At 62.7% G+C, this 23,092-nt stretch carries 26 protein-coding genes; 12 read left to right on the top strand and 14 right to left on the bottom strand.

Annotated features, from left to right (window positions below; genetic code table 11):
* Positions 1-15 precede the first annotated feature (15 nt).
* From MHM88_RS11980 to MHM88_RS11960, 5 genes are all read right to left on the bottom strand, one after another.
* Positions 16-1,380, bottom strand: a complete 1,365-nt coding sequence (locus MHM88_RS11980; RefSeq protein ID WP_239365057.1) for a tetratricopeptide repeat protein — start codon at positions 1,378-1,380, stop codon at positions 16-18.
* Between the two features lie 264 nt (positions 1,381-1,644).
* The gene (locus MHM88_RS11975; protein ID WP_239365054.1) at positions 1,645-2,844 is read right to left on the bottom strand and encodes a CaiB/BaiF CoA-transferase family protein; all 1,200 of its coding nucleotides are present in this window, start codon (positions 2,842-2,844) and stop codon (positions 1,645-1,647) included.
* Positions 2,831-4,444, bottom strand: coding sequence for a thiamine pyrophosphate-binding protein (locus MHM88_RS11970; RefSeq protein WP_239365051.1), 1,614 nt, complete (start codon positions 4,442-4,444; stop codon positions 2,831-2,833). Before MHM88_RS11970 ends, MHM88_RS11975 begins: the two co-directional genes overlap by 14 nt.
* Positions 4,445-4,487: 43 nt before the next feature.
* On the bottom strand, positions 4,488-4,982 hold the full coding sequence (locus MHM88_RS11965) for a DUF302 domain-containing protein (RefSeq protein ID WP_239365048.1): 495 nt from the start codon (positions 4,980-4,982) through the stop codon (positions 4,488-4,490).
* A gap of 121 nt (positions 4,983-5,103) precedes the next feature.
* The gene (locus tag MHM88_RS11960) at positions 5,104-6,111 is read right to left on the bottom strand and encodes a GlxA family transcriptional regulator (protein ID WP_239365045.1); all 1,008 of its coding nucleotides are present in this window, start codon (positions 6,109-6,111) and stop codon (positions 5,104-5,106) included.
* Positions 6,112-6,537: 426 nt separating this feature from the next.
* On the opposite strand from MHM88_RS11960, the gene MHM88_RS11955 reads away from it, so the two are divergent.
* The 9 genes from MHM88_RS11955 (at position 6,538) to MHM88_RS11915 (ending at position 12,277) form a co-directional block, all read left to right on the top strand.
* Positions 6,538-7,170, top strand: a complete 633-nt coding sequence (locus MHM88_RS11955; RefSeq protein WP_239319424.1) for an ATP-dependent Clp protease proteolytic subunit — start codon at positions 6,538-6,540, stop codon at positions 7,168-7,170.
* Positions 7,171-7,324: 154 nt separating this feature from the next.
* Positions 7,325-8,590 carry an ATP-dependent Clp protease ATP-binding subunit ClpX gene (gene clpX / locus MHM88_RS11950; RefSeq protein ID WP_239319426.1) on the top strand — a complete coding sequence of 422 codons (1,266 nt, stop codon included), beginning with the start codon at positions 7,325-7,327 and terminating at the stop codon, positions 8,588-8,590.
* A gap of 27 nt (positions 8,591-8,617) precedes the next feature.
* A complete protein-coding gene (locus MHM88_RS11945) occupies positions 8,618-9,049 on the top strand; it encodes a hypothetical protein (protein ID WP_239365042.1) in 432 nt (143 codons plus the stop codon).
* Positions 9,050-9,191: 142 nt separating this feature from the next.
* Positions 9,192-9,899 (top strand): dienelactone hydrolase family protein, encoded by a 708-nt coding sequence (locus MHM88_RS11940; protein ID WP_239365030.1) that lies wholly within the window; start codon positions 9,192-9,194, stop codon positions 9,897-9,899.
* Between the two features lie 104 nt (positions 9,900-10,003).
* Positions 10,004-10,369, top strand: coding sequence for a RidA family protein (locus MHM88_RS11935; RefSeq protein WP_239319431.1), 366 nt, complete (start codon positions 10,004-10,006; stop codon positions 10,367-10,369).
* A gap of 9 nt (positions 10,370-10,378) precedes the next feature.
* Complete coding sequence (locus tag MHM88_RS11930) at positions 10,379-10,780, top strand: glyoxalase superfamily protein (protein WP_239365027.1); 402 nt, start codon at positions 10,379-10,381, stop codon at positions 10,778-10,780.
* Positions 10,781-10,901: 121 nt separating this feature from the next.
* A complete protein-coding gene (locus tag MHM88_RS11925; protein ID WP_239319433.1) occupies positions 10,902-11,288 on the top strand; it encodes an NADH:ubiquinone oxidoreductase subunit NDUFA12 in 387 nt (128 codons plus the stop codon).
* A 93-nt stretch (positions 11,289-11,381) separates the two neighbouring features.
* Complete coding sequence (mlaD, locus tag MHM88_RS11920; RefSeq protein ID WP_239319434.1) at positions 11,382-11,840, top strand: outer membrane lipid asymmetry maintenance protein MlaD; 459 nt, start codon at positions 11,382-11,384, stop codon at positions 11,838-11,840.
* The gene (locus MHM88_RS11915; protein ID WP_239365025.1) at positions 11,840-12,277 is read left to right on the top strand and encodes a DUF2155 domain-containing protein; all 438 of its coding nucleotides are present in this window, start codon (positions 11,840-11,842) and stop codon (positions 12,275-12,277) included. The genes mlaD and MHM88_RS11915 overlap by 1 nt, the downstream gene beginning before the upstream one ends.
* Here MHM88_RS11915 and aat read toward each other — a convergent pair.
* The 8 genes from aat to MHM88_RS11875 form a co-directional block, all read right to left on the bottom strand.
* Entirely contained in the window at positions 12,241-12,873 is a 633-nt protein-coding gene (gene aat, locus MHM88_RS11910; protein ID WP_239365023.1) for a leucyl/phenylalanyl-tRNA--protein transferase, read from the bottom strand. The two genes, MHM88_RS11915 and aat, sit on opposite strands and share 37 nt — an antisense overlap.
* A 68-nt stretch (positions 12,874-12,941) precedes the next feature.
* Positions 12,942-14,285: an acetyl-CoA carboxylase biotin carboxylase subunit gene (gene accC / locus MHM88_RS11905; protein ID WP_239365010.1), complete on the bottom strand. Its 1,344-nt coding sequence runs from the start codon at positions 14,283-14,285 to the stop codon at positions 12,942-12,944.
* Between the two features lie 9 nt (positions 14,286-14,294).
* On the bottom strand, positions 14,295-14,792 hold the full coding sequence (accB, locus tag MHM88_RS11900; RefSeq protein ID WP_239365007.1) for an acetyl-CoA carboxylase biotin carboxyl carrier protein: 498 nt from the start codon (positions 14,790-14,792) through the stop codon (positions 14,295-14,297).
* Between the two features lie 173 nt (positions 14,793-14,965).
* Positions 14,966-15,505: a PAS and helix-turn-helix domain-containing protein gene (locus MHM88_RS11895; protein WP_239319446.1), complete on the bottom strand. Its 540-nt coding sequence runs from the start codon at positions 15,503-15,505 to the stop codon at positions 14,966-14,968.
* A gap of 177 nt (positions 15,506-15,682) precedes the next feature.
* A complete protein-coding gene (locus tag MHM88_RS11890; RefSeq protein WP_239319449.1) occupies positions 15,683-16,438 on the bottom strand; it encodes an ABC transporter ATP-binding protein in 756 nt (251 codons plus the stop codon).
* A gap of 15 nt (positions 16,439-16,453) precedes the next feature.
* Entirely contained in the window at positions 16,454-17,209 is a 756-nt protein-coding gene (locus MHM88_RS11885; RefSeq protein ID WP_239319452.1) for an ABC transporter ATP-binding protein, read from the bottom strand.
* Between the two features lie 10 nt (positions 17,210-17,219).
* The gene (locus MHM88_RS11880) at positions 17,220-18,419 is read right to left on the bottom strand and encodes a branched-chain amino acid ABC transporter permease (protein ID WP_239319455.1); all 1,200 of its coding nucleotides are present in this window, start codon (positions 18,417-18,419) and stop codon (positions 17,220-17,222) included.
* 4 nt (positions 18,420-18,423) lie between these two features.
* Entirely contained in the window at positions 18,424-19,446 is a 1,023-nt protein-coding gene (locus MHM88_RS11875) for a branched-chain amino acid ABC transporter permease (RefSeq protein ID WP_239365004.1), read from the bottom strand.
* On the opposite strand from MHM88_RS11875, the gene MHM88_RS11870 reads away from it, so the two are divergent.
* On the top strand, positions 19,445-19,591 hold the full coding sequence (locus tag MHM88_RS11870) for a hypothetical protein (protein WP_239365001.1): 147 nt from the start codon (positions 19,445-19,447) through the stop codon (positions 19,589-19,591). The two genes, MHM88_RS11875 and MHM88_RS11870, sit on opposite strands and share 2 nt — an antisense overlap.
* Before the next feature lie 13 nt (positions 19,592-19,604).
* Here MHM88_RS11870 and MHM88_RS11865 read toward each other — a convergent pair whose 3' ends face one another.
* Positions 19,605-20,951 (bottom strand): substrate-binding protein, encoded by a 1,347-nt coding sequence (locus tag MHM88_RS11865; protein WP_239364998.1) that lies wholly within the window; start codon positions 20,949-20,951, stop codon positions 19,605-19,607.
* A gap of 238 nt (positions 20,952-21,189) precedes the next feature.
* Here MHM88_RS11865 and MHM88_RS11860 point away from each other — a divergent pair, with 238 nt between their 5' ends.
* Positions 21,190-22,527 carry a helix-turn-helix domain-containing protein gene (locus MHM88_RS11860; RefSeq protein WP_239364995.1) on the top strand — a complete coding sequence of 446 codons (1,338 nt, stop codon included), beginning with the start codon at positions 21,190-21,192 and terminating at the stop codon, positions 22,525-22,527.
* Between the two features lie 130 nt (positions 22,528-22,657).
* Positions 22,658-23,089, top strand: a complete 432-nt coding sequence (locus tag MHM88_RS11855) for a response regulator transcription factor (protein ID WP_239364993.1) — start codon at positions 22,658-22,660, stop codon at positions 23,087-23,089.
* The last annotated feature ends 3 nt before the right edge of the window (positions 23,090-23,092 follow it).

Here is a 23,092-nt window from a genome sequence, read left to right as displayed (position 1 = left end):
CAATCTCCTAAAGGATCACTCCGCCGGAACGCTCTGGGCCCCGCCGTTGTTCCGCGCGGATGCAATCAGGGCGCGACGGGTGGTCGCGTAATTGTCTTCGCCGCCCCCACGTTTGGCCCGTCTATCGTCGAGAATGGCCTCCACTTGCGTCCAGTTGCCTGCCCGCAGCCCTGCGTCAATTGTCATTCGTTCGAAGACGTCCCGCTGGGCGTGGCTGCCACCTGCAAGTTGCAACGAATCCCGTGACTTAGCGAGGTAACCGAAAGCTGTGCCGTAGTCGCCTTCCCCAAAAGCCTCAAGCCCCTTTGCAACACTGCAGCCCGGGTCGGCCATTCTTTGCGCGGCTTCAGTGGAGGCTTGCGCACCATCGGCGTGTATCCGCCGGATCAGGCGGTTCGTCGCCGATGCACGATCTCCGCCGACCAGCGCCAGCAGGTAATGCAGATCCGCAAAGATCAGGCTGCCATCCTCGGTCCGGTTAGCGCAGAGGTCTGCCAGTTCGTCCCAGCGATCCCCGACGTTGACGCCGTCCAGTTCCAGCCGCATCAGCAGCGACGTGGCGTTGGAAATATCGCGGTAGTCGTCGGTCTTGTCCTTGCGCACCTCGTCGTCATAAAGCCGCATCACCTCGTCGATCTGGCCAAGGTCCAGATGCATCAAGGCCTTGTGCCACCAGACGTGGTAGCGGAAGTTGTTGCAATGCGCCCAGGCGTCCTCGCGCCCGCTGAGCCAGCCAAGGCCGGTTTTGGCATTGCCGGTCATGTCATGCACATGCGCCACCGCATGCAGGCCCCAGGCGTCATCCGGCGCGGTCCAGAGCGCCTGGCGCCCGGTGATTTCGGCGCGGTCATATTCGCCGGTTTCCTCCAGCGCAAAGGCGTGACAGCCCAAGAGATAGCCATGACCTGCGTGTTCGGTGGAATAGGCGGGCAGCACACGTTCGACCGAGGCCCGCATGCCGCGCGCATCCCCGAGGATAAACCGGATGCCGTGGCTCAGTTTCATCGCCAGCGTGTCGCAGGGGTGGTGGGTCAGCACCTCCTCCATGCAGGCGATCGCGCGCGAGGGATGCCCGGCAAGCCAAGCCTCCAGCGCGTCCACATATTTGCGTTCGCGCGGCAATGCGCCTTCATAGGCGGTCTTTGCGGTTGCGAGGGCCTCGTGCGCGGTGGGCACAAGTTCCGCACGTCCCAGCATCAGGAGCGACAGCCCCTTGATGGCCTGACCCAGCGCAAAATCGGGGGCGGCCTCCAGCACGGCCCCAAGGTGGTTTGCGGTGCGCGCCGCGTGGGCGAGCACGCCCAGTTGCGCCCCGTTCCATTCGCTGAGCGCGCGGGGATCGGTGAGGCTGCACTCCTGTCCGAAGATATCCTGGGTCATGGGCGGGTCACTTTCACAAGCTGAATACTGAAGATGTCGAAAGTGATGCTAGCGAAGCGGTTTACACCGCGCGCCCCCCGCTCGCGCTTTGGTGAAGCCGCGTGTGGGTTTCGGCAGGAAACTGACATGAAAACGGGGTGAGATGAGCAAAAACCGGCACAAATACCCGGGCTTGCGCTGTTTGAGGCAGCACGCGGGTGCCGTGGCACCGGGTTTTGTAACATTGCGAAACGGCCCCGCGGGCCCGCAGCAATCCTGTCTATTTCAGTCGTCCTTGAAAGGCGTATCAGTGGCGAGAATCTCGTCACTGTCTGCGCCGCATATAGGGGGCGATTTGCGGTATGTCACCGGGGTGCGTGAGAATTTGAGCGGATTGCCCAGAAGGCGCAGCGGGGTGTCACCCGATTGCATGGTCACCACCATCTCGCGCGCGGCAACCTGATCGGTTTCAAACACCTGATCGAGGGTTTTCACCGGGCCGACCGGGACCTTTGCCGCCTCCATCGCCGTGATCACCTCATCGGTGCTGTAGCGCCGGACTGCGGGGATCAGGATGTCATTCAGCGCGCCGCGATTTTCAAGGCGGGCGGGATTGGTGGCAAAGCGGGGATCCTCCGCCAGCCCCTCAAGCGCAAGGAAGGCCATGAAACGGCGGAACTGGCTGTCATTGCCCACTGCGAGGATTACATGGCCATCGCGGGTTTCATAGGTGCCATAGGGCATGATCGAGGGGTGTTCGTTGCCCCGGCGCAGCGGTTTTTGGCCGGTGTTGAGGTAGCTCACCCCCTCATTGATGAGCCAAGCGATCTGCGCGTCCACCAGCGCCAGCTCCACCTGCTGGCCTTCGCCGGTGAGGTCGCGGTGGCGCAGCGCCGAAAGGATGCCAATGGTCGCGTACATGCCGCACATCACATCCGCGATGCCGACGCCGACCTTGACCGGCGCGCCTTCGGGGTCGCCGGTCAGGGACATGATGCCACCATAGCCCTGCGCCATCAGGTCATAGCCGGGCTTTTCACGGTTCGGGCCGGTCTGGCCGTAGCCCGATATGGACGCATAGACCAGACGGGGGCAGCTCTCACGGAGGGAGGCGTAATCCAGCCCGTATTTTGCCAGCCCGCCGGGTTTGAAGTTCTCCACCAGCACATCGGCCTGCGCCGCAAGGCGGCGAATGATGTCCTGTCCTTCGGGGGTGGAAATATCAAGCGCGAGTGAGCGTTTGTTGCGGTTGGCGGCCATGAAATAGGGCGTAAGATCAGCGTCTTCTGCGACGCTCTTGCCCCATTGGCGGGTGTCGTCGCCGCCGGTGGTGGGGTTTTCCACCTTGATCACATCCGCGCCGAGATCGCCCAGGAGTTGCGTCGCGGTGGGGCCTGCGAGGATGCGCGACAGATCGAGCACCTTCACGCCCTTGAGCGCGCCATGTGGCAGAGCGGCGGCGGGCGAGAATTCAGATGCGGCCATCGTAAGCTTCCTTGTCAATTTCAGCAGCGATCACCGTGAATGTCTCTGCTTTGACGGCAAGGTCAAGGGCGGTCTTTAGCTCCTTGCGGTTGCGGACCGTATGGCCCTCACCACCAAAGGCGCGGCCTATAGCGGCAAAGTCGTGGCGGCCAAAATCCACCCCCGCATTGGGGAGCTGGCGCTGGCGTTGCTTGAGATCGATCAAGGCAAGCGAGGCATCGACAAAGACGATGAAAATCGGCGCAAGCCCCATTTCCGCAGCGGTTGCCAGCTCGCCCGCCACCATCAGAAACCCCGCATCGCCGGAAAAGCTGACAACGGTGCGGTCAGGATCTGCAAGCTTGCGCCCCATGGCGAGCGGCAGGGCGCAGCCCATGGTGCACAGGCCAGAGGATTGCACCAGTTGGCGCGGTTCCGTGCAGGGCCACATCTGGCTGAGCAAAATACGGTGCGCGCCGCTGTCGGCGGTGAGCAGCGTATCGGCAGGCAGGCTCTCGATGCATTGCGCGATCACGCCCGCCGGACCCCAGTCGTCAGAGCGTGGGAAGGCCTGGGCGAGGGTTTTTTGCGCGTCAGGAATTTCGCCGCCCGACCAGAGGGTTGCGGGCTGCGGTGCAACCGCGAGGGCTGCCAGTGTGGCGGGGATGTCTGCCACCAGCGGCAGGCTGGATTGATGCATGTAATGGGTGTTGGTTTCAGGTGTGATGTCGATCACGCGGGTGCGGGCGACGTCCCAGGCGTCGCGCCAGCCAGTGCGCATCTCGATCGGGTCATAACCGACGCAGAGGATGAGGTCCGAGGCCTCCACGACCGGCAGCAGATGTCGGTCCGCTAGCGGCGAGAGACCAGCGCCACCAAGGCACAGGGGATGATCCTCAGACAGGATACCCTTGGCCTTGTAGGTGGTGACAAAGGGGATCTGGCGGGCCTCGACAAAGGCCGCGACCGCCTCCGGGCCACCGGGCAGGAGCGCATCCAGGCCAATGACCGCAAGCGGGCGCGCGGCCTCCCTGAGCCAATCATGCGCCTGCGCCAGTGTTGCGCCCGCAGGCGCGGTCGCTCCGGCAGGCGCGCGGCGGATGTTGCGTTCTGTGGCGGGCGCATTGGCCACGGTGATCGGCACATCGATGTGAACCGGCCCCTGTCGGGCCTCGGTGGCGATGGCGACGGATTTGTCGGCGATCACATCGGCAGCGGCTGCATCAAGGCGGAAGCTGGCCTTGGTGATCGGTGCAAAAACCGCCTGCTGGTCGAGCACCTGATGGGTGTAGGTCTGCGCCTCATCCGCATCGACGCAACCGGTCAGCACCAGCATCGGCACCCGGTCCTGATGGGCATTGGCCACCACATTGACCCCGTTCAGCGCACCGGGGCCAAGTGTCGCCACCAGAATTGCGGGAGCGCCATCGCTATGATGCACGCCTTCGCCCATGAACCCGGCGCAGTTTTCGTGTTTGGCGAGGTGGAAACGGATCCCGGCGCGGGTGAGTGCGTCCACAAGGGTCAGAACTTCGCCGCCGGGCATGCCAAAGGCGTGGCGGCAGCCTGCGTCATAAAGACGGCGGGCCAGAACATCGGCGGCGCGAAGAGATTGGGTCATCAGAAGTCCGTATCAGTTTGTCGTCAAATTGTAGTCAAAAGGATCATTCGCGCAGGGCGGCCGTGGCGATCGCGCCGAACACCGCGTCGAGCCGCGTGGCCACGGCAGAGAGTTTCTCTCCTGCTTCGGGCACATAGGGGGCAAAGACATGGCTTGGGGTTTTATAGGAGAGCGTCGCGGTGCCGTCCGCCTCTTCGGTGACGTAAAAGCGGATGGGGGCCTCGATCATGGCAGCGGTGGAGAGTTCAAGGATCTGCACTGCGTAGTCATTGGCAAAGACCCCGACGATGCGGTTGCCGGGAATAGTGATGCCGCGGGCGGCGGCAGCGCCCGTTGGCCCGGCCTCGGTCACCACGCCCATGTTCTGCGCTTTGACCGCCGCCTTGAGATCAGCGAGCAGGGTCTTGTAATCCTTGGTGCTGGCATGGATGGCCCAGCCGTCGCGTGCGGGGATGTCCGCTGCAACCGGCGCGGCGAATGCCGCAGCCAACAGGAGACTTGCGCCGAGGCGTCTGAGGTGGGCGAGGGGGCGGACCATGTGGGGCTCCTTCAATGAGGCTTGTCCCCGGGTGTACGCGCAGATGCGCTGAAATACTCGTCACATTTCGGTGCGGTCGGCGTCAGATCCCACGTGAATCCGGGGCAGGCCCAAAACCGGGTCAGGCCCAGCCCTTGCGAAAGAAATGCGGGCTGGCACCGAACTTGCGTTTGAACTGCCGGGAGAAATGCGTCGCGGAATTGAACCCGGAGGCCAGTGCGATCTGGGTCACGGACATGGAGGTTTCATTCATCAACGCAAACGCGTGGCTGAGGCGCATGTCGGAATAGACATGCATCGGGCTCTGATCGAGGTAGCGTGAAAACAGCCGTTCGAGTTGACGCCGGGAAATGTCCAGCTGGGTGCAGAGTTCCCCGATGGACAGGGGCTCCTCGATCGACTCCTGCATCAGTTGCAGGGCGCTCAGCAGGCGCTGGTTGCGGCTGCCGATGGCGACCGCGTAGTTCGACTTTTGCGGCGCCGCGCCGGAGGTGGAGCGCACGTGCAGGCACATGTCGGCGACAATGATGGCAAGCTGCTTGCCGTGACGTTCCTCGATCAGCGTCAGCATCATATCGGTGGCCGCGCTGCCGCCGCCGCAGGTCATCAGGGTGCTGGTGACTTCGTAGATATTGGGCGAGGGCTTCAGGTGCTCGAACCGTTCGACAAACCCGGGCTGGTTCTCCCAGTGCAGGGTAAAGGGCTGATCCTTGATGAGCCCGGCCTGGGCAAGCGCAAAGGCGCCGGTGCAGATCCCGCCCAGCTTGCGGCCGAAACGGTGTTCGCGCCGCAACCAGTTGAGCGTGACCTCTCCGGCGGCTTCCTGTGGCTCCACGCCGGCACAGACAAAGCCCATGCCATCGGAGGGCAGCGGCCCGAGGGGCAGGTCGGGCGTCACCATCATGCCATTGGAACACCGCAGCGGCGCTCCGTCCTCGGTCATGATGTACCAGCGGTAGAGTTTTGTGTTGGTGACCTGATTGGCGATCCGCAACGGTTCGATCGCGGCGGCCACCGGCAGCATCGTGGCCTTGGGCAGCAGCAGGAAATAGAAATCCTGCGGCTCTCCGATGTGCGGGATCGAGAGCGTGGCGGCAGCGCCTTTCTGAACAAAACTGTCTTCGGACACGAGCGTTTCCATGCTGGTCAGGGGGCTGGGGCGGGCAGTGCGATCTGCCTCTTGCCCTATCTGCTACTCCCGCTGCACACAAATGTGCCGGGATTTAACGACCTCGATCCGGCGAATTGCGACACGCGTCTGACCCGCACAAAGCCGCCCGGCAGCTGTGCCTTGAAACGAACGCCGGGGCCGCGGCACCTCGGTGGGGCGACACACGCGCCGGCGACACGGCATGGACGATGCACATGATGCGGTGTCGCGGTTCCAGCAGCATGTAACCGGGACACCACACCGCGGGCTCCTATGCCTTTGTATGGACGCGCTGCACCTAAAATGCGGGTGGACCTCTTGCAGCCCATTTTTCGCAGCACTAAGACTCGGGTAATCCTCTGTCGGGTATGGTGCCCGTCATGATCCGAAAGACAGGCAGGTCCAATGATTGATCCAACAGAAACCTACATGAACACACTTGTGCCGATGGTCGTTGAGCAGACCAGCCGGGGCGAGCGGGCATATGACATTTTCTCGCGCCTGTTGAAGGAGCGTATCATCTTCCTCAATGGTCCTGTTCATGACGGCATGTCTTCGCTGATCGTGGCGCAGCTGCTGCACCTTGAGGCGGAAAACCCGTCGAAAGAGATTTCGATGTATATCAACAGCCCCGGTGGCGTCGTGACCTCCGGTCTGTCGATCTACGACACCATGCAGTACATCAAGCCGAAGGTCTCGACCCTGGTGATCGGCCAGGCCGCCTCCATGGGCTCCCTGCTGCTGACCGCCGGTGAGCCTGGCATGCGCTTCAGCTTGCCGAATTCGCGGGTGATGGTGCACCAGCCCTCCGGTGGCTATCAGGGGCAGGCGACCGACATCATGATCCACGCCGAAGAGACGCTGAAACTGAAGCGTCGCCTGAACGAGATCTATGTGAAACACACCGGTCAGGATTACGACACCATTGAAAAGGCGCTGGAGCGTGACAACTTCATGTCGCCGGAGCAGGCCAAGGAATTCGGTCTCATCGACGAGATCGTGGAAAACCGCGCCAAGGCTGGCGACGAAGAGAGCTGACCGCGCTTTTTGCACGGGCTTTGTGCTCCCTACGCCAATGTGTGTGCAAGGGAGCACAATTTGACATTGTGGCCGCTTGGGAGCTGTCCTAAGCTGGCCGGACATCGGGGCGAATTGACACGCGCTGGCCCCGAGGCGGATGGAAAGGTAGACCATGGCGACGAACTCGAGCGGCGACAGCAAGAACACGCTTTACTGCAGCTTCTGCGGCAAGAGCCAGCATGAGGTGCGCAAGCTGATTGCCGGCCCGACCGTTTTCATCTGTGATGAATGCGTCGAGCTGTGCATGGACATCATCCGCGAGGAGACCAAGGCCTCCGGCATGAAGGCGACCGACGGCGTGCCCACGCCAAAGGACATCTGCCAGGTGCTGGACGACTATGTGATTGGTCAGGCGACAGCCAAACGGGTGCTGTCGGTGGCGGTGCACAACCACTACAAGCGCCTGAACCATGCCCAGAAGGCGGGCAACGACATCGAACTGGCGAAATCCAACATCCTGCTGATCGGCCCCACCGGCTGCGGCAAGACGCTGCTGGCACAGACGCTGGCGCGCATTCTGGATGTGCCCTTCACCATGGCCGATGCCACCACGCTGACCGAAGCCGGCTACGTGGGCGAAGACGTCGAAAACATCATCCTGAAGCTGTTGCAGGCGTCGGAATACAACGTCGAGCGCGCGCAGCGCGGCATCGTCTATATCGACGAGGTCGACAAGATCACCCGCAAGTCCGAAAACCCCTCGATCACCCGCGACGTGTCGGGCGAGGGCGTGCAGCAGGCCCTGCTGAAGCTGATGGAAGGCACCGTGGCCTCGGTGCCGCCTCAGGGTGGGCGCAAGCATCCGCAGCAGGAATTCCTGCAAGTGGATACCACCAACATCCTGTTCATCTGCGGCGGGGCCTTTGCCGGTCTCGACAAGATTATCAAGCAGCGCGGCAAGGGCTCTGCCATGGGCTTTGGCGCGGATGTCCGCGAAGAGAGCGATGCCGGTGTGGGCGAGACCTTCCGCGATCTCGAACCCGAGGATCTGCTGAAATTCGGTCTGATCCCGGAATTCGTCGGCCGTCTGCCGGTTCTGGCGACGCTCGAAGATCTGGACGAAGATGCGCTGATCACCATCCTGACCAAGCCCAAGAACGCGCTGGTCAAACAGTATCAGCGGCTCTTCGAGCTTGAGGAAACCGAGCTGGACTTCACCGACGAGGCGCTCTCTGCGATTGCCAAGAAGGCGATCGAGCGCAAGACCGGCGCCCGTGGCCTGCGCTCCATTCTGGAGGACATCCTGCTCGACACGATGTTTGACCTGCCGGGCATGGAAAGCGTCACCAAGGTGGTGGTCAATGAAGAGGCCGTGAGCGCCGAAGCACAGCCGCTGATGATCCACGCCGATGAGAAGGAATCGGCCACCGCCGGGTAATCCCGTGCGATGCCGGTGAACAAATTTATGTTCAAGGGAATGGCCAATGTCGTGCTGACGTTGGCCTTTTTCTATGGGTGCGGGTGGTGGCTTCTGGTTGGGCAGCCCGAACGCCTGCGCGCCCGCGAAGATCCTGTTTGCGCGGAGGAGTTGTTTTCGGGACTGTTGCCGGTGGAGCAGGTTCTGCAATCGCGCAAGTGGCACAGGCGCGGCGCAGAGCCCTGGGACTGCACTTATGCCATCGTGCGATTGCAAGCCCCGGTGCCCGATCAGCCACCCACGCGAGAGCGGCGAAATGACCTCGGCTGGCAGTATCAGTTTGGCGGCGATTGGACACCGACGCCAGCGCCTCCTCTCAAAGCGACGACACAAAATGCCCTTGAGTTTTGTGGAAAAGACTGGCCGACTGAACTCTATACAGCGTTGAAATACGCGCGACAGCGCTGGCAGCTGGTTTGATCGGGATCGAACTGGAGAAACACTCTATATCTATGCGCCACGCCAGAGGTTGGCTGCACGCATTCGATTTGGGGATTGACGCCACCGTCAAATGCGAACCTCATTCCCTTGACGCGTGAAATGTCGAGATCGAGAGGTTCTGATGAAAAGCGAAGCATTCCGGTACAGCGATGGCGTCGACAGGTTCATCGGCCATCTGGTCTGGGATGACGGCATCGCGACACCTGCGCCCTGTGTCCTGATCGCGCCAGCCTTTGGCGGGCTCAGCGATTTTGAGCGGGCGCGGGCAGAGGAGCTGGCAGCACTTGGCTATGTTGCACTCGCCGTTGATTACTACGGAAATGGGACCCGGGTGGAAACGCCGGAAGAGGCGCAGGCGCTGATGGCGACCGTGACCTCGGACCGCAAGGTGTTGGCGCGTCGCATGGTGGCCGCGCTTGAGGCCGCAAAAGAGCTGCCTCAGGTGGACGCCGGACGCATCGGGGCGATGGGCTATTGTCTCGGCGGCAAGGCGGTGCTGGACCTGGCGCGCTGCGGGGCGGACATCCGGGCCTGTGTGCCGCTGCATGGCGTCTATGATCGGCCGAATTTCCGCACCGAGGAGATCCGCCCTGCGGTGCTGGTGCTGCATGGCTGGGACGACCCGCTGGCACCGCCCGAGGCCCTGAGCCAGTTGGCGGAGGAGCTGAACGCCCATTGCCGCGATTGGCAGGTGCTGGGCTTTGGTCACACCGGGCATGCGTTTACCAATCCCAACGCCCGGAACCCCAAGAGCGGCATGCAGTATAGCGAACGCGCCAGCGCGCGGGCCTGGCGTGCTCTGACGCAGTTCTTCGCCGAGATGCTGTGATTGCAATCGCAGAGGCGCATGCATACCGGGGTTGAGCAGAACGCAATTCCGGCTGTCCTGCACTTGGCTTAGCATTTCGGGACACGAAGTGGGAGCGAACAGAAATGAGCATCAAACGCATCTCTTCCGGCGGAGAGTACGAAGCAAAAATCGGCTATTGCCGTGCCGTTGTGGCGGGCGGTTTTGTTCATGTCGCGGGCACCGTGGGGCAGGGCGATGACGTGGTGGAGCAATGCCGTTCGGCGCTTGCCACCATCGAGACCGCCCTGACCAAGGCCGGCGCCAGCTTTGCTGATGTCGTGCGGGTGAACTACTACCTGCCGGAGGCGCGAGAGTTCGAACCCTGCTGGCCGCTCTTGTCCGAGGCGTTCGGCGCGAACCCGCCCGCGGCCACCATGATTGAATGCAACCTGATCGACCCGAAATTCCGGATCGAGATCGAGGTCACCGCGCTGGCGCCTTCGGCTTAGGAGGCGCGCATGACACTGACAGATGTTTCGGCGCGCATTCGCCCCGCCATTCCGGTCTTGCGCATTTTTGATCTCGAACAGGCGCGGGCCTTTTATCTCGATTATCTGGGGTTTGTCACGGATTGGGAATATCGCGCCGAGGAAGATCACCCGGTTTACATGCAGATTTCCCGTGCCGATTGCCTGCTGCATCTGACGGAACATCACGGGGATGCCACGCCGGGGTCTACCTGCTTTGTGCCGATGAGCGGCGCGATGAGTTTGCATCAGGAACTGGGCGACAAGCGGTTTCGGGGCGTGAAACCGGCGTTGGACGCGATGCCCTGGGGGCTGCAAATCACCGTCCTGGATCCGTTTGGCAACCGGTTGCGGTTCTGTGAGCAGCGCAGCGAGACCCAGAAATCCGGCTGATCGGGCCGGATCCTGGTGCTGAAATCGCCATTTCCTGCCGTGTATTCACCACCGCGGGCTGAACCACTGGACCTCGGGTCCAGAATGCGCCATATCGGAGGCGAGATCTTCGGAGGAACCCATGGGAATCCTGAATTCGCTATTGCAGGCCGTGACCTGGTGGAACGGCGCCACCCTGAACACTCTGATCTATACCCGCCGCAAGGGGGAAAAGGTCGGGGAGGACGATCAGGGCAATGTGTTTTACCGCAACGCCGATGACAGCCGCCGCTGGGTGATTTTCAATGGTGAGGCGGAAGCCTCGCGCGTCAGCGCCGATTGGCACGGCTGGCTGCACCGCACCTATGACGAGGTGCCGAGCGAGAAGCCGCTGAAGCACAAGCCCTGGGAAAAGCCGCATCAGGAAAACCTGACCGGGACCGTCATGGCCTATGCCCCGGCGGGGTCTCTGCGGGCCGGGGGCGCTCCGAAGGAACGCAGCGATTACGAGGCCTGGAGCCCCGAATAACCGCAGGCTTCGCCCGATGCAGCACTTCTCTGATCGTTCGTCCGTTTGACGGCGAGGGATCTTTTCCGATCTGGCCAAAAGGCAGGATTTTTCATGACCCATTCCACCACCGAAGTTATGACCGGCGGGCTTGTGCTTGTTGTCGCGGCCGGTTTTGCCTTCTACGCGGCACAGGCGGCGGGACTGTCCCGTGGCGGTGACAGCTATCCGCTGACCGCCTCCTTTCGCTCTCTGGAAGGGGTGAGCGTCGGCACCGACGTGCGCCTGGCGGGCGTGAAGATCGGCACCGTGACAAATGTGGCGCTGAACGCAGAGACTTTTCGCGCCGACACCACGTTTTCGGTCGATCAGAACATCATGATCCCCGACGACAGCGCGATCGTGATCGCCTCCGAAGGCCTGCTCGGCGGCAATTTTGTCGAGGTGATGCCAGGCGGATCGCCGTTCAACCTGGAGCCCGGTGACGAGATCGTCGACACCCAGGGCGCCGTGAGCCTGATTTCGCTTCTGGTCAAATTCGTCTCCGGCAGCGGGGGCGACGAAGGATCCTGATGCTGAGAGCTGTTCTATGTGCCCTGAGCCTGTGCGCGGCCTCCGGTGTTGCGGCGCAGTCGATTTCTGTCGAGGAACTGGCCCCGGCGCCGGTCGCGCCGCTGGTGCCGGAAAACCGCGAGCGGGTCGAGCGTGTCGAGGCAGAAACAGGCAATCTCGTCAGCCTGCGCGGTCTCGACAAGGTCAATGGCAAGAGCATTGACGTCGAGGTGCGCAGTGGTGGATCGGTCGAGATCTTTGGCCTGCTGGTCACACTGCGTGAATGCCGCTACCCGGCGGAAAACCCCACGGGCGATGCCTATGCGTTTCTCAGCATTCGCGATCCACAGGATGGACGGGTGTTCTTTGATGGCTGGATGATCGCCTCCAGCCCGGCGCTCAATGCGCTGGATCACCGCCGCTACGACGTTTGGGTCCTGCGCTGCAAAAGCGTCTGAGGCGACGGAATTTCGGGCGTCAGAAAATCCGCAGAAAGCTGCAACGCCTCAGCCAGCATCCGGCGATAGCGTCCACGTGCGATTTCCTGGCCTCCAAGCGACGCCAGATGCGGCGTGATGAACTGGGTGTCGCACAGGCGGTAACCACCGGCGTTGAGACGATCCACCAGATAGGCCAGCGCGATTTTCGAGGCATCGCGCCGGCGCGAGAACATGCTTTCCCCAAAGAATGCCGCGCCCAGCGAAACACCGTAGACCCCGCCCGCAAGATCGTCTTCGATCCAGACTTCGACGGAATGGGCAAAGCCCATCACATGCAGTTCCAGATAGCGGTCAAAGATTTCCTCGTTGATCCAGGTCTCCTCGCGATCCGAGCAGCCGCGCACCACACCGGCGAAATCCCGGTTGACGGAGATCTCGTAATCATCGCGGCGCAGGCGTTTGCCCAGCGAGCGTGAGATCCGGAACCCGTCAAGCGGCAGGATGCCACGGCGCTTGGGATCGACCCAGAACACCTCCGGGTCGTCGCGGCTCTCCGCCATGGGAAAGACGCCGCTGGCATAGGCATGCAATAGAAGATCAGCGCTGAGCGTCATGAGAAAGAGCCTAGCACAATAGGACAGGGGCGGCAGAAGAACCTGCCGCCCCTGTCGTCAGGTCAGTATCACAGATTGGCGTCGAGCCATTTTTCCAGCCAGTGAATATTGTAGTCACCGGTCTGGACGTCCTTTTCCTGCAGGAGCGCGTGGAACAGCGGCACCGTGGTGTCGATCCCGTCCACGATCAACTCGCCCAGCGAACGGCTGAGACGCGCCAGCGCCTCGTCGCGGTCACGGCCATGCACGATCAGCTTGCCGATCAGGCTGTCATAGTAGGGTGGGATCGAATAGCCGTCATAAAGCGCCGAATCCATCCGCACACCCAGGCCGCCGGGGGCGTGGTACGCGGTGATCTTGCCCGGACAGGGCGAGAAGTTCGGCAGTTTCTCGGCGTTGATGCGCACCTCGATGGCGTGACCGTTGATGGTCAGATCGTCCTGAGTGAAGGACAGCGGCAGGCCGGAGGCCACGCGGATCTGTTCACGCACCAGATCGACACCAAAGATGGCCTCGGTCACCGGGTGCTCCACCTGCAGACGGGTGTTCATCTCGATGAAGTAGAACTCGCCGTCCTCATAGAGGAACTCGACAGTGCCCGCGCCGGAGTAACCCATCTTGCCGATGGCGTCGGCGCAGATCTTGCCGATCTTGGCGCGCTCTTCCTCAGAGATGCAGGGGCCGGGGGCCTCTTCGAACACTTTCTGGTGGCGGCGCTGCAAGGAGCAGTCGCGCTCGCCCAGATGGACGCCGCCCCCCTGGCCGTCGCCAAAGACCTGAATCTCGATATGGCGCGGACGCTGGAGATATTTCTCCATGTAGACTTCGTCGTTGCCAAAGGCGGCCTTTGCCTCGGAGCGGGCGGTCTGGAAGGCATGGACCAGATCGGCCTCGGTCTGCGCCACTTTCATGCCGCGACCACCACCACCGGCGGTGGCCTTGATGATGACCGGATAACCCATGTCGGCGGCGACGGTCTTGGCAGTCTCCACGTCGGGCACGCCCCCGTCGGAGCCGGGCACACAGGGGATGCCAAGCGCCTTTGCGGTATCCTTTGCGGTGATCTTGTCACCCATCTGGCGGATATGCTCGGCGGAGGGGCCGATAAAGGTGATGCCGTGATCCTCGACGATCTGCACGAAGTTCGCGTTCTCCGACAGGAAACCATAGCCCGGGTGGATCGCCTGGGCGCCGGAAATCTCGCAGGCAGAGATGATGGCGGGGATCGACAGGTAGCTTTGGGTGCCGGAGGGCGGGCCGATACAGATGGATTCATCCGCCATGCGCACATGCATCGCGTCGGCATCGGCGGTGGAGTGCACCGCGACGGACTGGATGCCCATCTCGCGGCAGGCACGGATCACGCGCAGCGCGATCTCACCCCGGTTGGCAATCAGGATTTTGTCAAACATGGGACCGCCTTACTCGACGATGACAAGCGGAGAGCCGAACTCGACCGCAGCACCATCCTCGACCAGGATGCGCTTCACGGTGCCGGATTTGGGCGCCGGGATGTGATTCATGGTCTTCATCGCCTCGACGATCAACAGCGTGTCGCCTTCGCTGACCTGCTGACCAACGGAGGTGAAGGCGGCAGCCCCCGGTTCCGGCGCCAGATAGGCGGTGCCCACCATCGGCGAGGTCACGGCGCCGGGGTGGCTGGCGGGATCTTCCGCAACCTCTGCGGCGGCGGCAGGGGCCGCGGCTGCGGGGGCAGCGGCGGCTGCCGGTGCGGGGGCCGCTGCGGCGACCTGTACCGGTGCGGGGGCGGCGGGGATATGACGGGAGACGCGCACGTTCAGGCTGTCATCCTCGGCATAGTCACGCTTGACCTGAAGTTCTGTCAGGTCGTTCTCGCGCAAAAGCTCAGCCAGAGCCTTGATGAACGCCACATCTGCTTCGTGAGATTTATTTGTCATTTTGTTCCTCGGCAGGGTCCTGTCTGGCCCCGAAGGCGTCCGGGGCGGAAATTTTCGGCCTTATATGCCATAGCTGACCATAAGGAAAGCGTACTTGATCGCGGCCCAAGATGAGGGCGAACGTATCCGGTTTCAATGGTTTTTGCAGGGGAATATTCCGGTTCCGGGGGCGCTCAGAGCGGCATGCCGCTGAGTTTGGCCACCAGTTCGGGCAGCTTGCGCGCGCCGAACTTGTCCAGCAGTCGCGCCCGGTGAGTCTCTACCGTGCGGTAGGACAGGCCCAGTTTCAGCCCGATCTCCTTGGCGGACAATCCCCGGCAGGTCAGGATCGCCACGTCACGCTCGCGCGGGGTCAGGCTGACAACAGGGCGTTCTTCCGAAAGATCGGCAAACGACCAGACGCCGGTTTGAAAGGGCTGATCGCTGCGGCTGGTGGAGCGGCCCCGCACCCGGCACCAGAACAGCGCACCACAGCATCGCCGCATGATGCGTTCATCATTGTAAACCCCGCTCTGGGCTTCGGGCATCTGCAGGAGTTCACCGATGCGATGATAATCCTCCGGGCTGGGGTAGAGCGCGGCGATGGGCAGGTCGCACAGCTCGGCGGGATCACCGCCAAAGGTTTCGGCGAACTGCAGGTTGCAGCGCTTGATGACGCGATGCTCCAGCACGGCAAGACCAACGGGAGCGAATTCGAAGGCGGGATCAGACATGTGCCGGTTTTACGCCGGACGCGGCGCAAAGGGAACGCCCCTCTGCATCGCCGCACCACGGGCGCGGGCAGGGCGCAGCCGCCAAACAGCAAAAAACGGCCGGGCGCGTGATGCGGCCCGGCCGATGAGGTGCGCGCGGCTGTCCATGGCCGTGCGACGGGGAGGTTTCTTCAGGGATCAGATCGCAAGGTATTCCGAGCGCAGTTCCTCGTTTTCCAGCACTTCGGCGGCGGTGCCGTCAAAGACGATGCCGCCGGTATCCAGGATCACGGCGCGATCCGCCAGTTGCAGCGCCCGCACCGCATTCTGTTCCACCAGAATCGTCGTCATGCCCTGTTCCTTGATGTGGATGAGGGTCTTTTCGATCTCGTCCACGATCACCGGTGCGAGGCCCTCGTAGGGTTCGTCGAGCAGGAGCACCTTGATGTCACGGGCCAGCGCCCGGGCGATCGCCAGCATCTGCTGTTCGCCACCAGAGAGGGTCACGCCCTCCTGCTTGCGGCGTTCGCCCAGACGCGGGAACAATTCATAAAGGCGCTCGATCGACCAGCCGATGGGCGGTGCGATCTGCGCCAGTTCGAGGTTTTCCTCGACGGTGAGGCCGGGGATGATGCGGCGATCCTCGGGCACCAGACCCAGGCCGGCGGCGGCGGCTTCGTGGCTCTCCATCAGATGCAGCGGCTGATGGTCGAGCCAGATCTCGCCGCGCGTGACCATGGGCGAGCCGGTGCGGGCGATCGACCGCAGGGTCGAGGTCTTGCCGGCGCCGTTGCGGCCCAGCAGCGCGAGGATCTCGCCCTCATGGACATTGAAGTTGATGCCCTGCACGATATAGCTCTCGCCATAATAGGCATGGACGTCCCAGACCGACAGAAAGGCCGGAGCCGTGGCCGCCTGGTTCACACCTTTGGAGAAATCAGGTTTGACGTTCATATCTCTGTCCCCTTGTTACGCGGTTTCGCCGAGGTAGGCTTCGCGGACCTTTGGATTGCCGCGAATGTTCTCGGGGTCGTCTTCCACCAGAGGTGTCCCCTGCGCGAGCACGGTGATCCGGTTGGCGAGCGAGAACACCACATGCATGTCGTGCTCGATGATGGCGATGGTGATGTTGCGCTCTTCCGAGATCTGTTTCAGCAGGTCGATGGTATTGTTGGTATCGGCGCGTGCCATGCCCGCGGTGGGTTCGTCCAGCAGCAGCAGGCGCGGCTCCTGGCTGAGGCACATGCCGATTTCCAGCCGTCGCTTGTCACCGCGCGACAGCGAGGCCGCATGCATGTGCCGCTTGTCGGCCATGTTCATCTCTTCCAGCATGTGCTCGGCCTTGTCCATGATGTCCTTTTGCGACAGCACCGAGGCGATGGCGTTCAGCTCGAACGCCCCGTCACGCTTGGCCAGGCAGGGGATCATCATGTTTTCCAGCACGGTCAGATCGCCAAAGATTTCAGGCGTCTGGAACACGCGGGAAATGCCCATCTGGTTGATCTCGTAGGGCGCCCGGCCCAGCACCGACTGACCGTCGAACATCACCGATCCGGTGTCGGGGATCAGCTTGCCCACAAGGCAGTTCAGCAGGGTCGACTTGCCCGCGCCGTTGGGGCCGATGATGGCGTGAACCGAGTTCTCCTTGACCGAGAGGTTCACATCCGACAGCGCTTGCAGGCCGCCAAAGCGTTTGCCCACGTTTTTGACTTCGAGAATACCCATGTCTCTCTCCTTATTCCGCGGGGTTGGTTTCGCTTTGGCGAGCGTCAGATTTCTTGCGCCCCTTGAACCAGCCACCGATGCGCTGTCCACCTTCGACCAGACCACCGGGCAGGTAGATCACCACCAGCATGAACAGGATGCCGAGGGTCAGGTGCCAGCCCTTGCCGATGAACGGGTAGATGATGAAGACGATGAAATCCTCAAGTCCGTCCGGCAGGAAGCTGAACCAGCTGTGAAGCACGTTGCTGTTGATCTTGGAGAAGATGTTCTCGAAGTACTTGATGAAGCCCGCGCCCAGCACCGGTCCGATCAGGGTGCCTGCACCGCCAAGGATGGTCATCAGCACCACTTCGCCAGAGGCTGTCCACTGCATCCGCTCCGCGCCCGCAAGCGGGTCCATCGACGCCATCAGGCCACCGGCGAGCCCCGCATACATGCCGGAGATCACAAAGGCCGCCAGCGTGTAGGGTTTGGAGTTTAGACCGGTGTAGTTCATCCGCTGCTGGTTCGATTTCACCGCCCGCAGCATCATGCCAAAGGGCGAGCGGAAGATGCGGATCGACAGGTAGAAGGCCGCGATCAGCACCAGCGCACAGAGGTAGTAGCCCATGTTGAACTGGAACGCCCAGGGGCCCATCGCCATCTCGTAGGTGCCGCGCATCTCGAGGCCAAAGAGGTTGGTGACCGGAATCGACCCATCCGCGGTTGCCGTCTGCCCCAGAACCCGCGGGTCATCCAGCGTCAGTTGCAGGCCGGTCTCGCCATTGGTGATCGGTGTCAGCACCGAATAGGCGAGGCTGAAGGACATCTGCGCAAAGGCCAGCGTCAGGATCGAGAAGTAGATGCCCGAGCGCCGCAGGCTGACGTAGCCGATCACCAGGGCAAACAGGCCCGCGATGATGACGCTGAGGATAATGGCGGGCAGCACATTCATGCTGAGCAGTTTGAACATCCAGACCGCCGAGTAGGAGCCCACTCCGAGAAAGGCCGCATGACCAAAGGAGAGGTATCCGGTCAGGCCAAAGAGGATGTTGAACCCGATGGCAAAGATTCCGAAGATCACGAAGCGCTGCATCAGGTCCGGATAGCCGGCGTTGAACTGTGCCAGGCCGCTGTCGGTCGGGAAGGGGTTCAGGATGAAGGGGGCAAAGATCGTAAGTCCAGCCACGATCAGAAGCAGTGTAGTGTCTCTTTTGTCTAGTCCGAACATGGTCTTAGTCCTCCATCACGCCTTTGCGCCCCATCAGGCCGCGCGGGCGGACCAGAAGGATGACGATTGCGACGAGGTAGATGATGATCTGGTTGATACCGGGAATGAGGCTGATCGCCCATTCCATCGAGGCAAAGCTCTCAAGCACGCCGAGCACAAAGCCCGCAAGAACCGCGCCGGGCAGGGAGCCCATGCCGCCCACAACCACCACCACGAAGGACAGCACCAGGAAGTCCATGCCCATGTGGTAGTTGGGTGAATTGATCGGCGTGTACATGACGCCCGCAAGCCCCGCGACGGCAGCCGCGATGCCAAACATGATGGTAAAGCGGCGGTCGATGTTGATGCCGAGGAGGCCGACGGTCTCGCGGTCCGCCATGCCGGCCCGGACCACCATCCCGAAGGTGGTGAATTGCAGGAAGGCAAAGACCGCGCCGATGATGAGGCAGGCAAAGCAGAAGTAGACGATGCGCCAGACCGGATAGATGATGTCCATGCCGATCACCGCGCCGAGGTTGGCCACGCCATTGAGCGCATCCGGTGCGGGCGTCGGGATCGGGTTGGCGCCGTAGAAATACTTGATGACCTCTTGCAGCACGATGGCAAGGCCAAAGGTCACCAGGATCTGGTCCGCATGGGGGCGCTTGTAGAAATGCTTGATCAGCCCGCGCTCCATGATGAAGCCGACGGCCACCATGATCGGGATCGCAAACAGGATCGCCAATGGCACCGACCAGTCGATGATGGCACCGCCCAGATCCGGTCCAAACCAGCTCTCGACATAGGGGGTTTTGACCTTCAGCGGATTGCCGAGAAAGTCGGTCTTGTCGGGGTCGACCGTCTCAAAGCTGAGGCTGAAGATCTTCTGCAGCGTCACCGCGCAGAAGGCACCGATCATGAACAGCGCCCCATGGGCGAAGTTCACGACGCCGAGCGTGCCAAAAATGAGTGTAAGCCCGAGCGCGATCAGCGCATAGGCAGAGCCCTTGTCGAGCCCGTTTAGGATTTGCAGAAGGAATGCGTCCATGATCCCCACCTTCCGGTTCGTCTGGGTGGCTGGTTTCGGGTTGCAACAGCTGGTCACGCCCGATGGCCGTCGGGGCGCGTGTCAGGTGGACCAAAGCTGTGCGGGAGAGGGGTGGTCAGGCGCGTCTGGCGCGCCCGACCGCTGATGTGGCTCTCGCGTTAGGCGCCCGGGTTACAGGAGCCCAGGTTGCCGCCCGCAAACATCGGGTGGTCGGCTGCGTATTCCACCTGCTCGCGCGGGGTGACCTCGACGACCTCAAGCAGGTCGAATTCGGAGGTCGGGTTTTCTTTCCCGCGCACCACAAGCACATCCTTGAAGCACTGGTGGTCGGCGCCGCGATAGAGCGTCTTGCCGTTGCCCATGCCGTCGAACTCGAAATCCTCGAGCGCTTCGACAACCGCGCAGGGGTTGAACGACCCGGCACGCTGCACCGCATCCGCATAGAGCAGCGTCTGCACGTAGCAGGTATGTGCCGCCTGCGAGGGCGGGAAGCCGTATTTGGTGCCGAAGGACCGCACGAAGGCCTTGGAGCCTTCGTCCTGCAGCGACCAGTGCCAGTTGGTGGACCCGTGAATGCCCTTCACGTTGGCCCCGGCACCCTTCGCCATCAGGCGGGAGTAGAGCGGCACCACGATCTCGAAGTTCCTGCCGTTCACTTCCTTTTCGCGCAGGCCGAACTGCACCGCGTTGGTCAGCGAGTTGACCATGTTGCCGCCATAGTGGTTCAGAACCAGCACGTCGGCACCGGAGTTCAGAACCGGCGCGATGTAGGAGGAGAAGTCGGTCGCCGCGAGCGGGGTTTTCACCGTGTTCACGGTTTCCCAACCCAGCGCCTCGGTGGCGGCCTTGATGGATTCCTCCTGGGTCCAGCCCCAGGTGTAGTCGGCGGTCAGGTGATAGGCCTTGCGGTCATCGCCATAGAGGTTCTTCAGCACCGGCGCCAGCGCTGCGCCGGACATATAGGCGTTAAAGAAGTGACGGAAGCCATTGGCTTTCTTGTCTTTGCCGGTGGTGTCGTTCGAGTGCGTGAGGCCCGCCATAAAGATGACGCCTGCCTCTTGGCAGAGGCCCTGCACCGCGATCGCCACGCCGGAGGACGACCCGCCGGTGATCATGATGGCGCCGTCTTTTTCGATCATCGACTTCGCAGAGGCGCGCGCCGCATCGGATTTGGTCTGGGTGTCGCCGGTGACATATTCGACCTTCTTGCCCAGGATGCCGCTGCCTTCGAGCGCCTTGGAGCTGAAGGTGTTCAGCATGCCGCCGTCGCCTTCGCCGTTCAGGTGCTCGACCGCCAGCTGGTAGGCGCGCAGCTCGTCGGCGCCCTCGTCCGCGTAGGGGCCGGTCTGCGGCACGTTGAAGCCGAGGGTGACGGTGCCGCCGGTCGGATCATTGGTAAAGGCCGAGGCGCTCTGCGCGGTGAAGATCGTCGGCAGCGCCAGCCCGGCGCTTGTCACGGCACCGGTTCTGAGCAGGCCACGACGGCTTAGGTCTGTCTTGGACATTTAGTTTCCTCCCTAGGATGAAAAAGGCGAGGCGCGACTCCTCACTTTCGCGCGTCCCCTTGCAGCATTGTGCAAAACGAGTATGGGCGTGCATTGTAAATCTACGCAATAAAACCCTTGTTTTGCGTGGTTTTTCTGTAAAGAAATGTACAGTAAATCATGCGTTGCGGTAAATTTTCTTATTCTGCCGTGCAGAAAGCCCTTGAAAAGTCCCGCTTTTGCAAGAGGAGGTCGACCGATGGTGGCAGACAGTATGACCGGGAGCCGTATCCGAGAGCGGCGGCTGATGCTGGGGATGCGCCAGGCGGATCTGGCGCGCGACGTGGGGATCTCGGCCTCCTACCTCAATCTGATCGAACACAACCGCCGCAGAATCGGCGGCAAGCTGCTTGTGGCGCTGGCGCAGGCGCTGGGGGTGGAGCCGTCGCTTCTGACCGAGGGGGTGGAGGCCGCGCTGGTCGCCGCGCTGCGCGAGGCGGCAGCGGATGCGCGCACTCCGGCGGTGGAACTGGACCGTGTCGACGAGTTCGCCGGCCGCTTTCCCGGCTGGGCGGAGGTGCTGACGGAGACCCATGGCCGGATCGGCGCGCTGGAGCGCACGGTGCGATCGCTGTCGGATCGGCTGACCCATGACCCGCATCTGGCGGCGTCGCTGCACGAGGTGCTTTCCACCGCCGCCGCGATCCGCTCGACGGCTGCGATCCTGGCGGAGCCGGGCGAGCTGGAGGCGGAATGGCGCGACCGGTTCCACAAGAACCTCGACGAGGACGCCCAGCGACTGGCGGACAGCAGCCGCGCGCTGGTGCGGTTCCTCGATGACAGCGATCAGGGCACCGAACGCCGCGGGATCCCGCAGGAGGAGGTCGAGGCTTTCTTTACCGCCCGCGGGTTCCACTTTCCCGAACTGGAGGCGCGCACAGCGACGGCGGGCGAACTGGCCGACCGGGCAGCAGAGCTGGACAGTCGCGCGGCGCGGAAACTGGCGGCTGCGGCGCTGGCGGATTACGAGGCAGACGCGCGCGACATGCCGCTGGAGATCCTGCAAGAGGCGCTGGCGCGCTGCGGTCTGCTGCCCGGCGTGTTGGCGCGCGAATTCGGCGTCCCGGTGCATCGGGTCTTGCGTCGGCTGGCCGCCCTGCCGGAGGAGGTGCTGGGCCAGCCCACCGGGCTGGTGGTCTGCGACGCCTCCGGTTCGATCCTGTTCCGCAAACCGGTGCCGGGGTTCTCGCTGCCGCGTTTTGGGGCGTCCTGTCCGCTGTGGCCATTGTTCACGGCCCTGTCGCAACCGGGCGTGCCAATCTGGCGCCGCGTCCACCAACAGGGCCGCGCCGCGCGGGACAGCGACTGTTTTGCGATTTCCTGGACGGCGCAGCCGGTGGCCTTTGACAGCGACCCGGTGTTGCGCGCCGTGATGTTGATCCTGCCCTCGGTGGAGGCCCAGCCTTCCGAACCGGCAGCGGAGTCGCGCCCGGTGGGCGCCAGTTGCCGGATCTGCGTGCGCCGCAGCTGCGCGGCGCGGCGCGAACCGTCGATCCTGCGCCCGGCTCAGGGCGGCGAACAGGTGGTGCTGGACTAGCGGCAGCAGCGCATCCAGGGCCGGGCCTGTGTAACTGCCGGGTGACAGCGGCTTTGGTTTCATGCAAAGATCGCTCCGCACCCGGAGGAACCGGATACCGGCGTGGTGCATGGGGAGGACAAGAGGGACCATGGCTGGACGAGTCGTTCTGATCGAAGACGAAGCCAATATTGCCGAGGCCATCCGCTTTCTGCTGTCGCGGGAAGGGTGGCAGGTGGACGTGCATGAGGATGGCAGCACCGCGCTGTCGGTGATCGAGGCCGCCGCGCCCGATCTGGTGATCCTCGACCTGATGCTGCCCGGCAAGAGCGGCATGGAAATCATTCGCGACATCAGGGAGATAGAGGCCCTGTCGCATCTGCCGGTGCTGATGCTCACGGCCCGCGGCCAGCTCAAGGATCGGGAAATGGCGGAGAAGGCCGGGGTGACCCGTTTCATGACCAAGCCGTTTTCCAATACTGAGGTTCTGGCCGCCGTGCGGGACCTGAATGCGCAGGCCCGGCAGGCCCGCGACCCGGAGGCCGGCTCCGCTCCGGTGACCTCCGTGAGCGACGTGGGCTGAGCG

The organism is Epibacterium sp. MM17-32 (genome assembly GCF_022348205.1).
Classification (GTDB): domain Bacteria; phylum Pseudomonadota; class Alphaproteobacteria; order Rhodobacterales; family Rhodobacteraceae; genus Epibacterium.
The sequence above is the reverse complement of the archived record's forward strand: the minus strand, read 5'-3'. Positions and strand labels throughout refer to the sequence as shown.

Bases quoted from the DNA above. Each gene is read 5' to 3' on its own strand.
- MHM88_RS11935 (WP_239319431.1), top strand. From the start codon at position 10,004: ATGAGCATCAAACGCATCTCTTCCGGCGGAGAGTACGAAGCAAAAATC.
- MHM88_RS11855 (WP_239364993.1), top strand. From the start codon at position 22,658: ATGGCTGGACGAGTCGTTCTGATCGAAGACGAAGCCAATATTGCCGAG.
- MHM88_RS11860 (WP_239364995.1), top strand. From the start codon at position 21,190: ATGGTGGCAGACAGTATGACCGGGAGCCGTATCCGAGAGCGGCGGCTG.
- aat (WP_239365023.1), bottom strand. From the start codon at position 12,873: ATGACGCTCAGCGCTGATCTTCTATTGCATGCCTATGCCAGCGGCGTC.
- MHM88_RS11885 (WP_239319452.1), bottom strand. From the start codon at position 17,209: ATGGGTATTCTCGAAGTCAAAAACGTGGGCAAACGCTTTGGCGGCCTG.
- MHM88_RS11940 (WP_239365030.1), top strand. From the start codon at position 9,192: ATGAAAAGCGAAGCATTCCGGTACAGCGATGGCGTCGACAGGTTCATC.
- clpX (WP_239319426.1), top strand. From the start codon at position 7,325: ATGGCGACGAACTCGAGCGGCGACAGCAAGAACACGCTTTACTGCAGC.
- MHM88_RS11875 (WP_239365004.1), bottom strand. From the start codon at position 19,446: ATGGACGCATTCCTTCTGCAAATCCTAAACGGGCTCGACAAGGGCTCT.
- MHM88_RS11945 (WP_239365042.1), top strand. From the start codon at position 8,618: ATGTTCAAGGGAATGGCCAATGTCGTGCTGACGTTGGCCTTTTTCTAT.
- MHM88_RS11880 (WP_239319455.1), bottom strand. From the start codon at position 18,419: ATGTTCGGACTAGACAAAAGAGACACTACACTGCTTCTGATCGTGGCT.
- MHM88_RS11925 (WP_239319433.1), top strand. From the start codon at position 10,902: ATGGGAATCCTGAATTCGCTATTGCAGGCCGTGACCTGGTGGAACGGC.
- MHM88_RS11955 (WP_239319424.1), top strand. From the start codon at position 6,538: ATGATTGATCCAACAGAAACCTACATGAACACACTTGTGCCGATGGTC.
- MHM88_RS11870 (WP_239365001.1), top strand. From the start codon at position 19,445: ATGATCCCCACCTTCCGGTTCGTCTGGGTGGCTGGTTTCGGGTTGCAA.
- MHM88_RS11980 (WP_239365057.1), bottom strand. From the start codon at position 1,380: ATGACCCAGGATATCTTCGGACAGGAGTGCAGCCTCACCGATCCCCGC.
- accB (WP_239365007.1), bottom strand. From the start codon at position 14,792: ATGACAAATAAATCTCACGAAGCAGATGTGGCGTTCATCAAGGCTCTG.
- MHM88_RS11890 (WP_239319449.1), bottom strand. From the start codon at position 16,438: ATGAACGTCAAACCTGATTTCTCCAAAGGTGTGAACCAGGCGGCCACG.
- MHM88_RS11895 (WP_239319446.1), bottom strand. From the start codon at position 15,505: ATGTCTGATCCCGCCTTCGAATTCGCTCCCGTTGGTCTTGCCGTGCTG.
- MHM88_RS11965 (WP_239365048.1), bottom strand. From the start codon at position 4,982: ATGGTCCGCCCCCTCGCCCACCTCAGACGCCTCGGCGCAAGTCTCCTG.
- MHM88_RS11915 (WP_239365025.1), top strand. From the start codon at position 11,840: ATGCTGAGAGCTGTTCTATGTGCCCTGAGCCTGTGCGCGGCCTCCGGT.
- MHM88_RS11970 (WP_239365051.1), bottom strand. From the start codon at position 4,444: ATGACCCAATCTCTTCGCGCCGCCGATGTTCTGGCCCGCCGTCTTTAT.
- mlaD (WP_239319434.1), top strand. From the start codon at position 11,382: ATGACCCATTCCACCACCGAAGTTATGACCGGCGGGCTTGTGCTTGTT.
- accC (WP_239365010.1), bottom strand. From the start codon at position 14,285: ATGTTTGACAAAATCCTGATTGCCAACCGGGGTGAGATCGCGCTGCGC.
- MHM88_RS11865 (WP_239364998.1), bottom strand. From the start codon at position 20,951: ATGTCCAAGACAGACCTAAGCCGTCGTGGCCTGCTCAGAACCGGTGCC.
- MHM88_RS11975 (WP_239365054.1), bottom strand. From the start codon at position 2,844: ATGGCCGCATCTGAATTCTCGCCCGCCGCCGCTCTGCCACATGGCGCG.
- MHM88_RS11930 (WP_239365027.1), top strand. From the start codon at position 10,379: ATGACACTGACAGATGTTTCGGCGCGCATTCGCCCCGCCATTCCGGTC.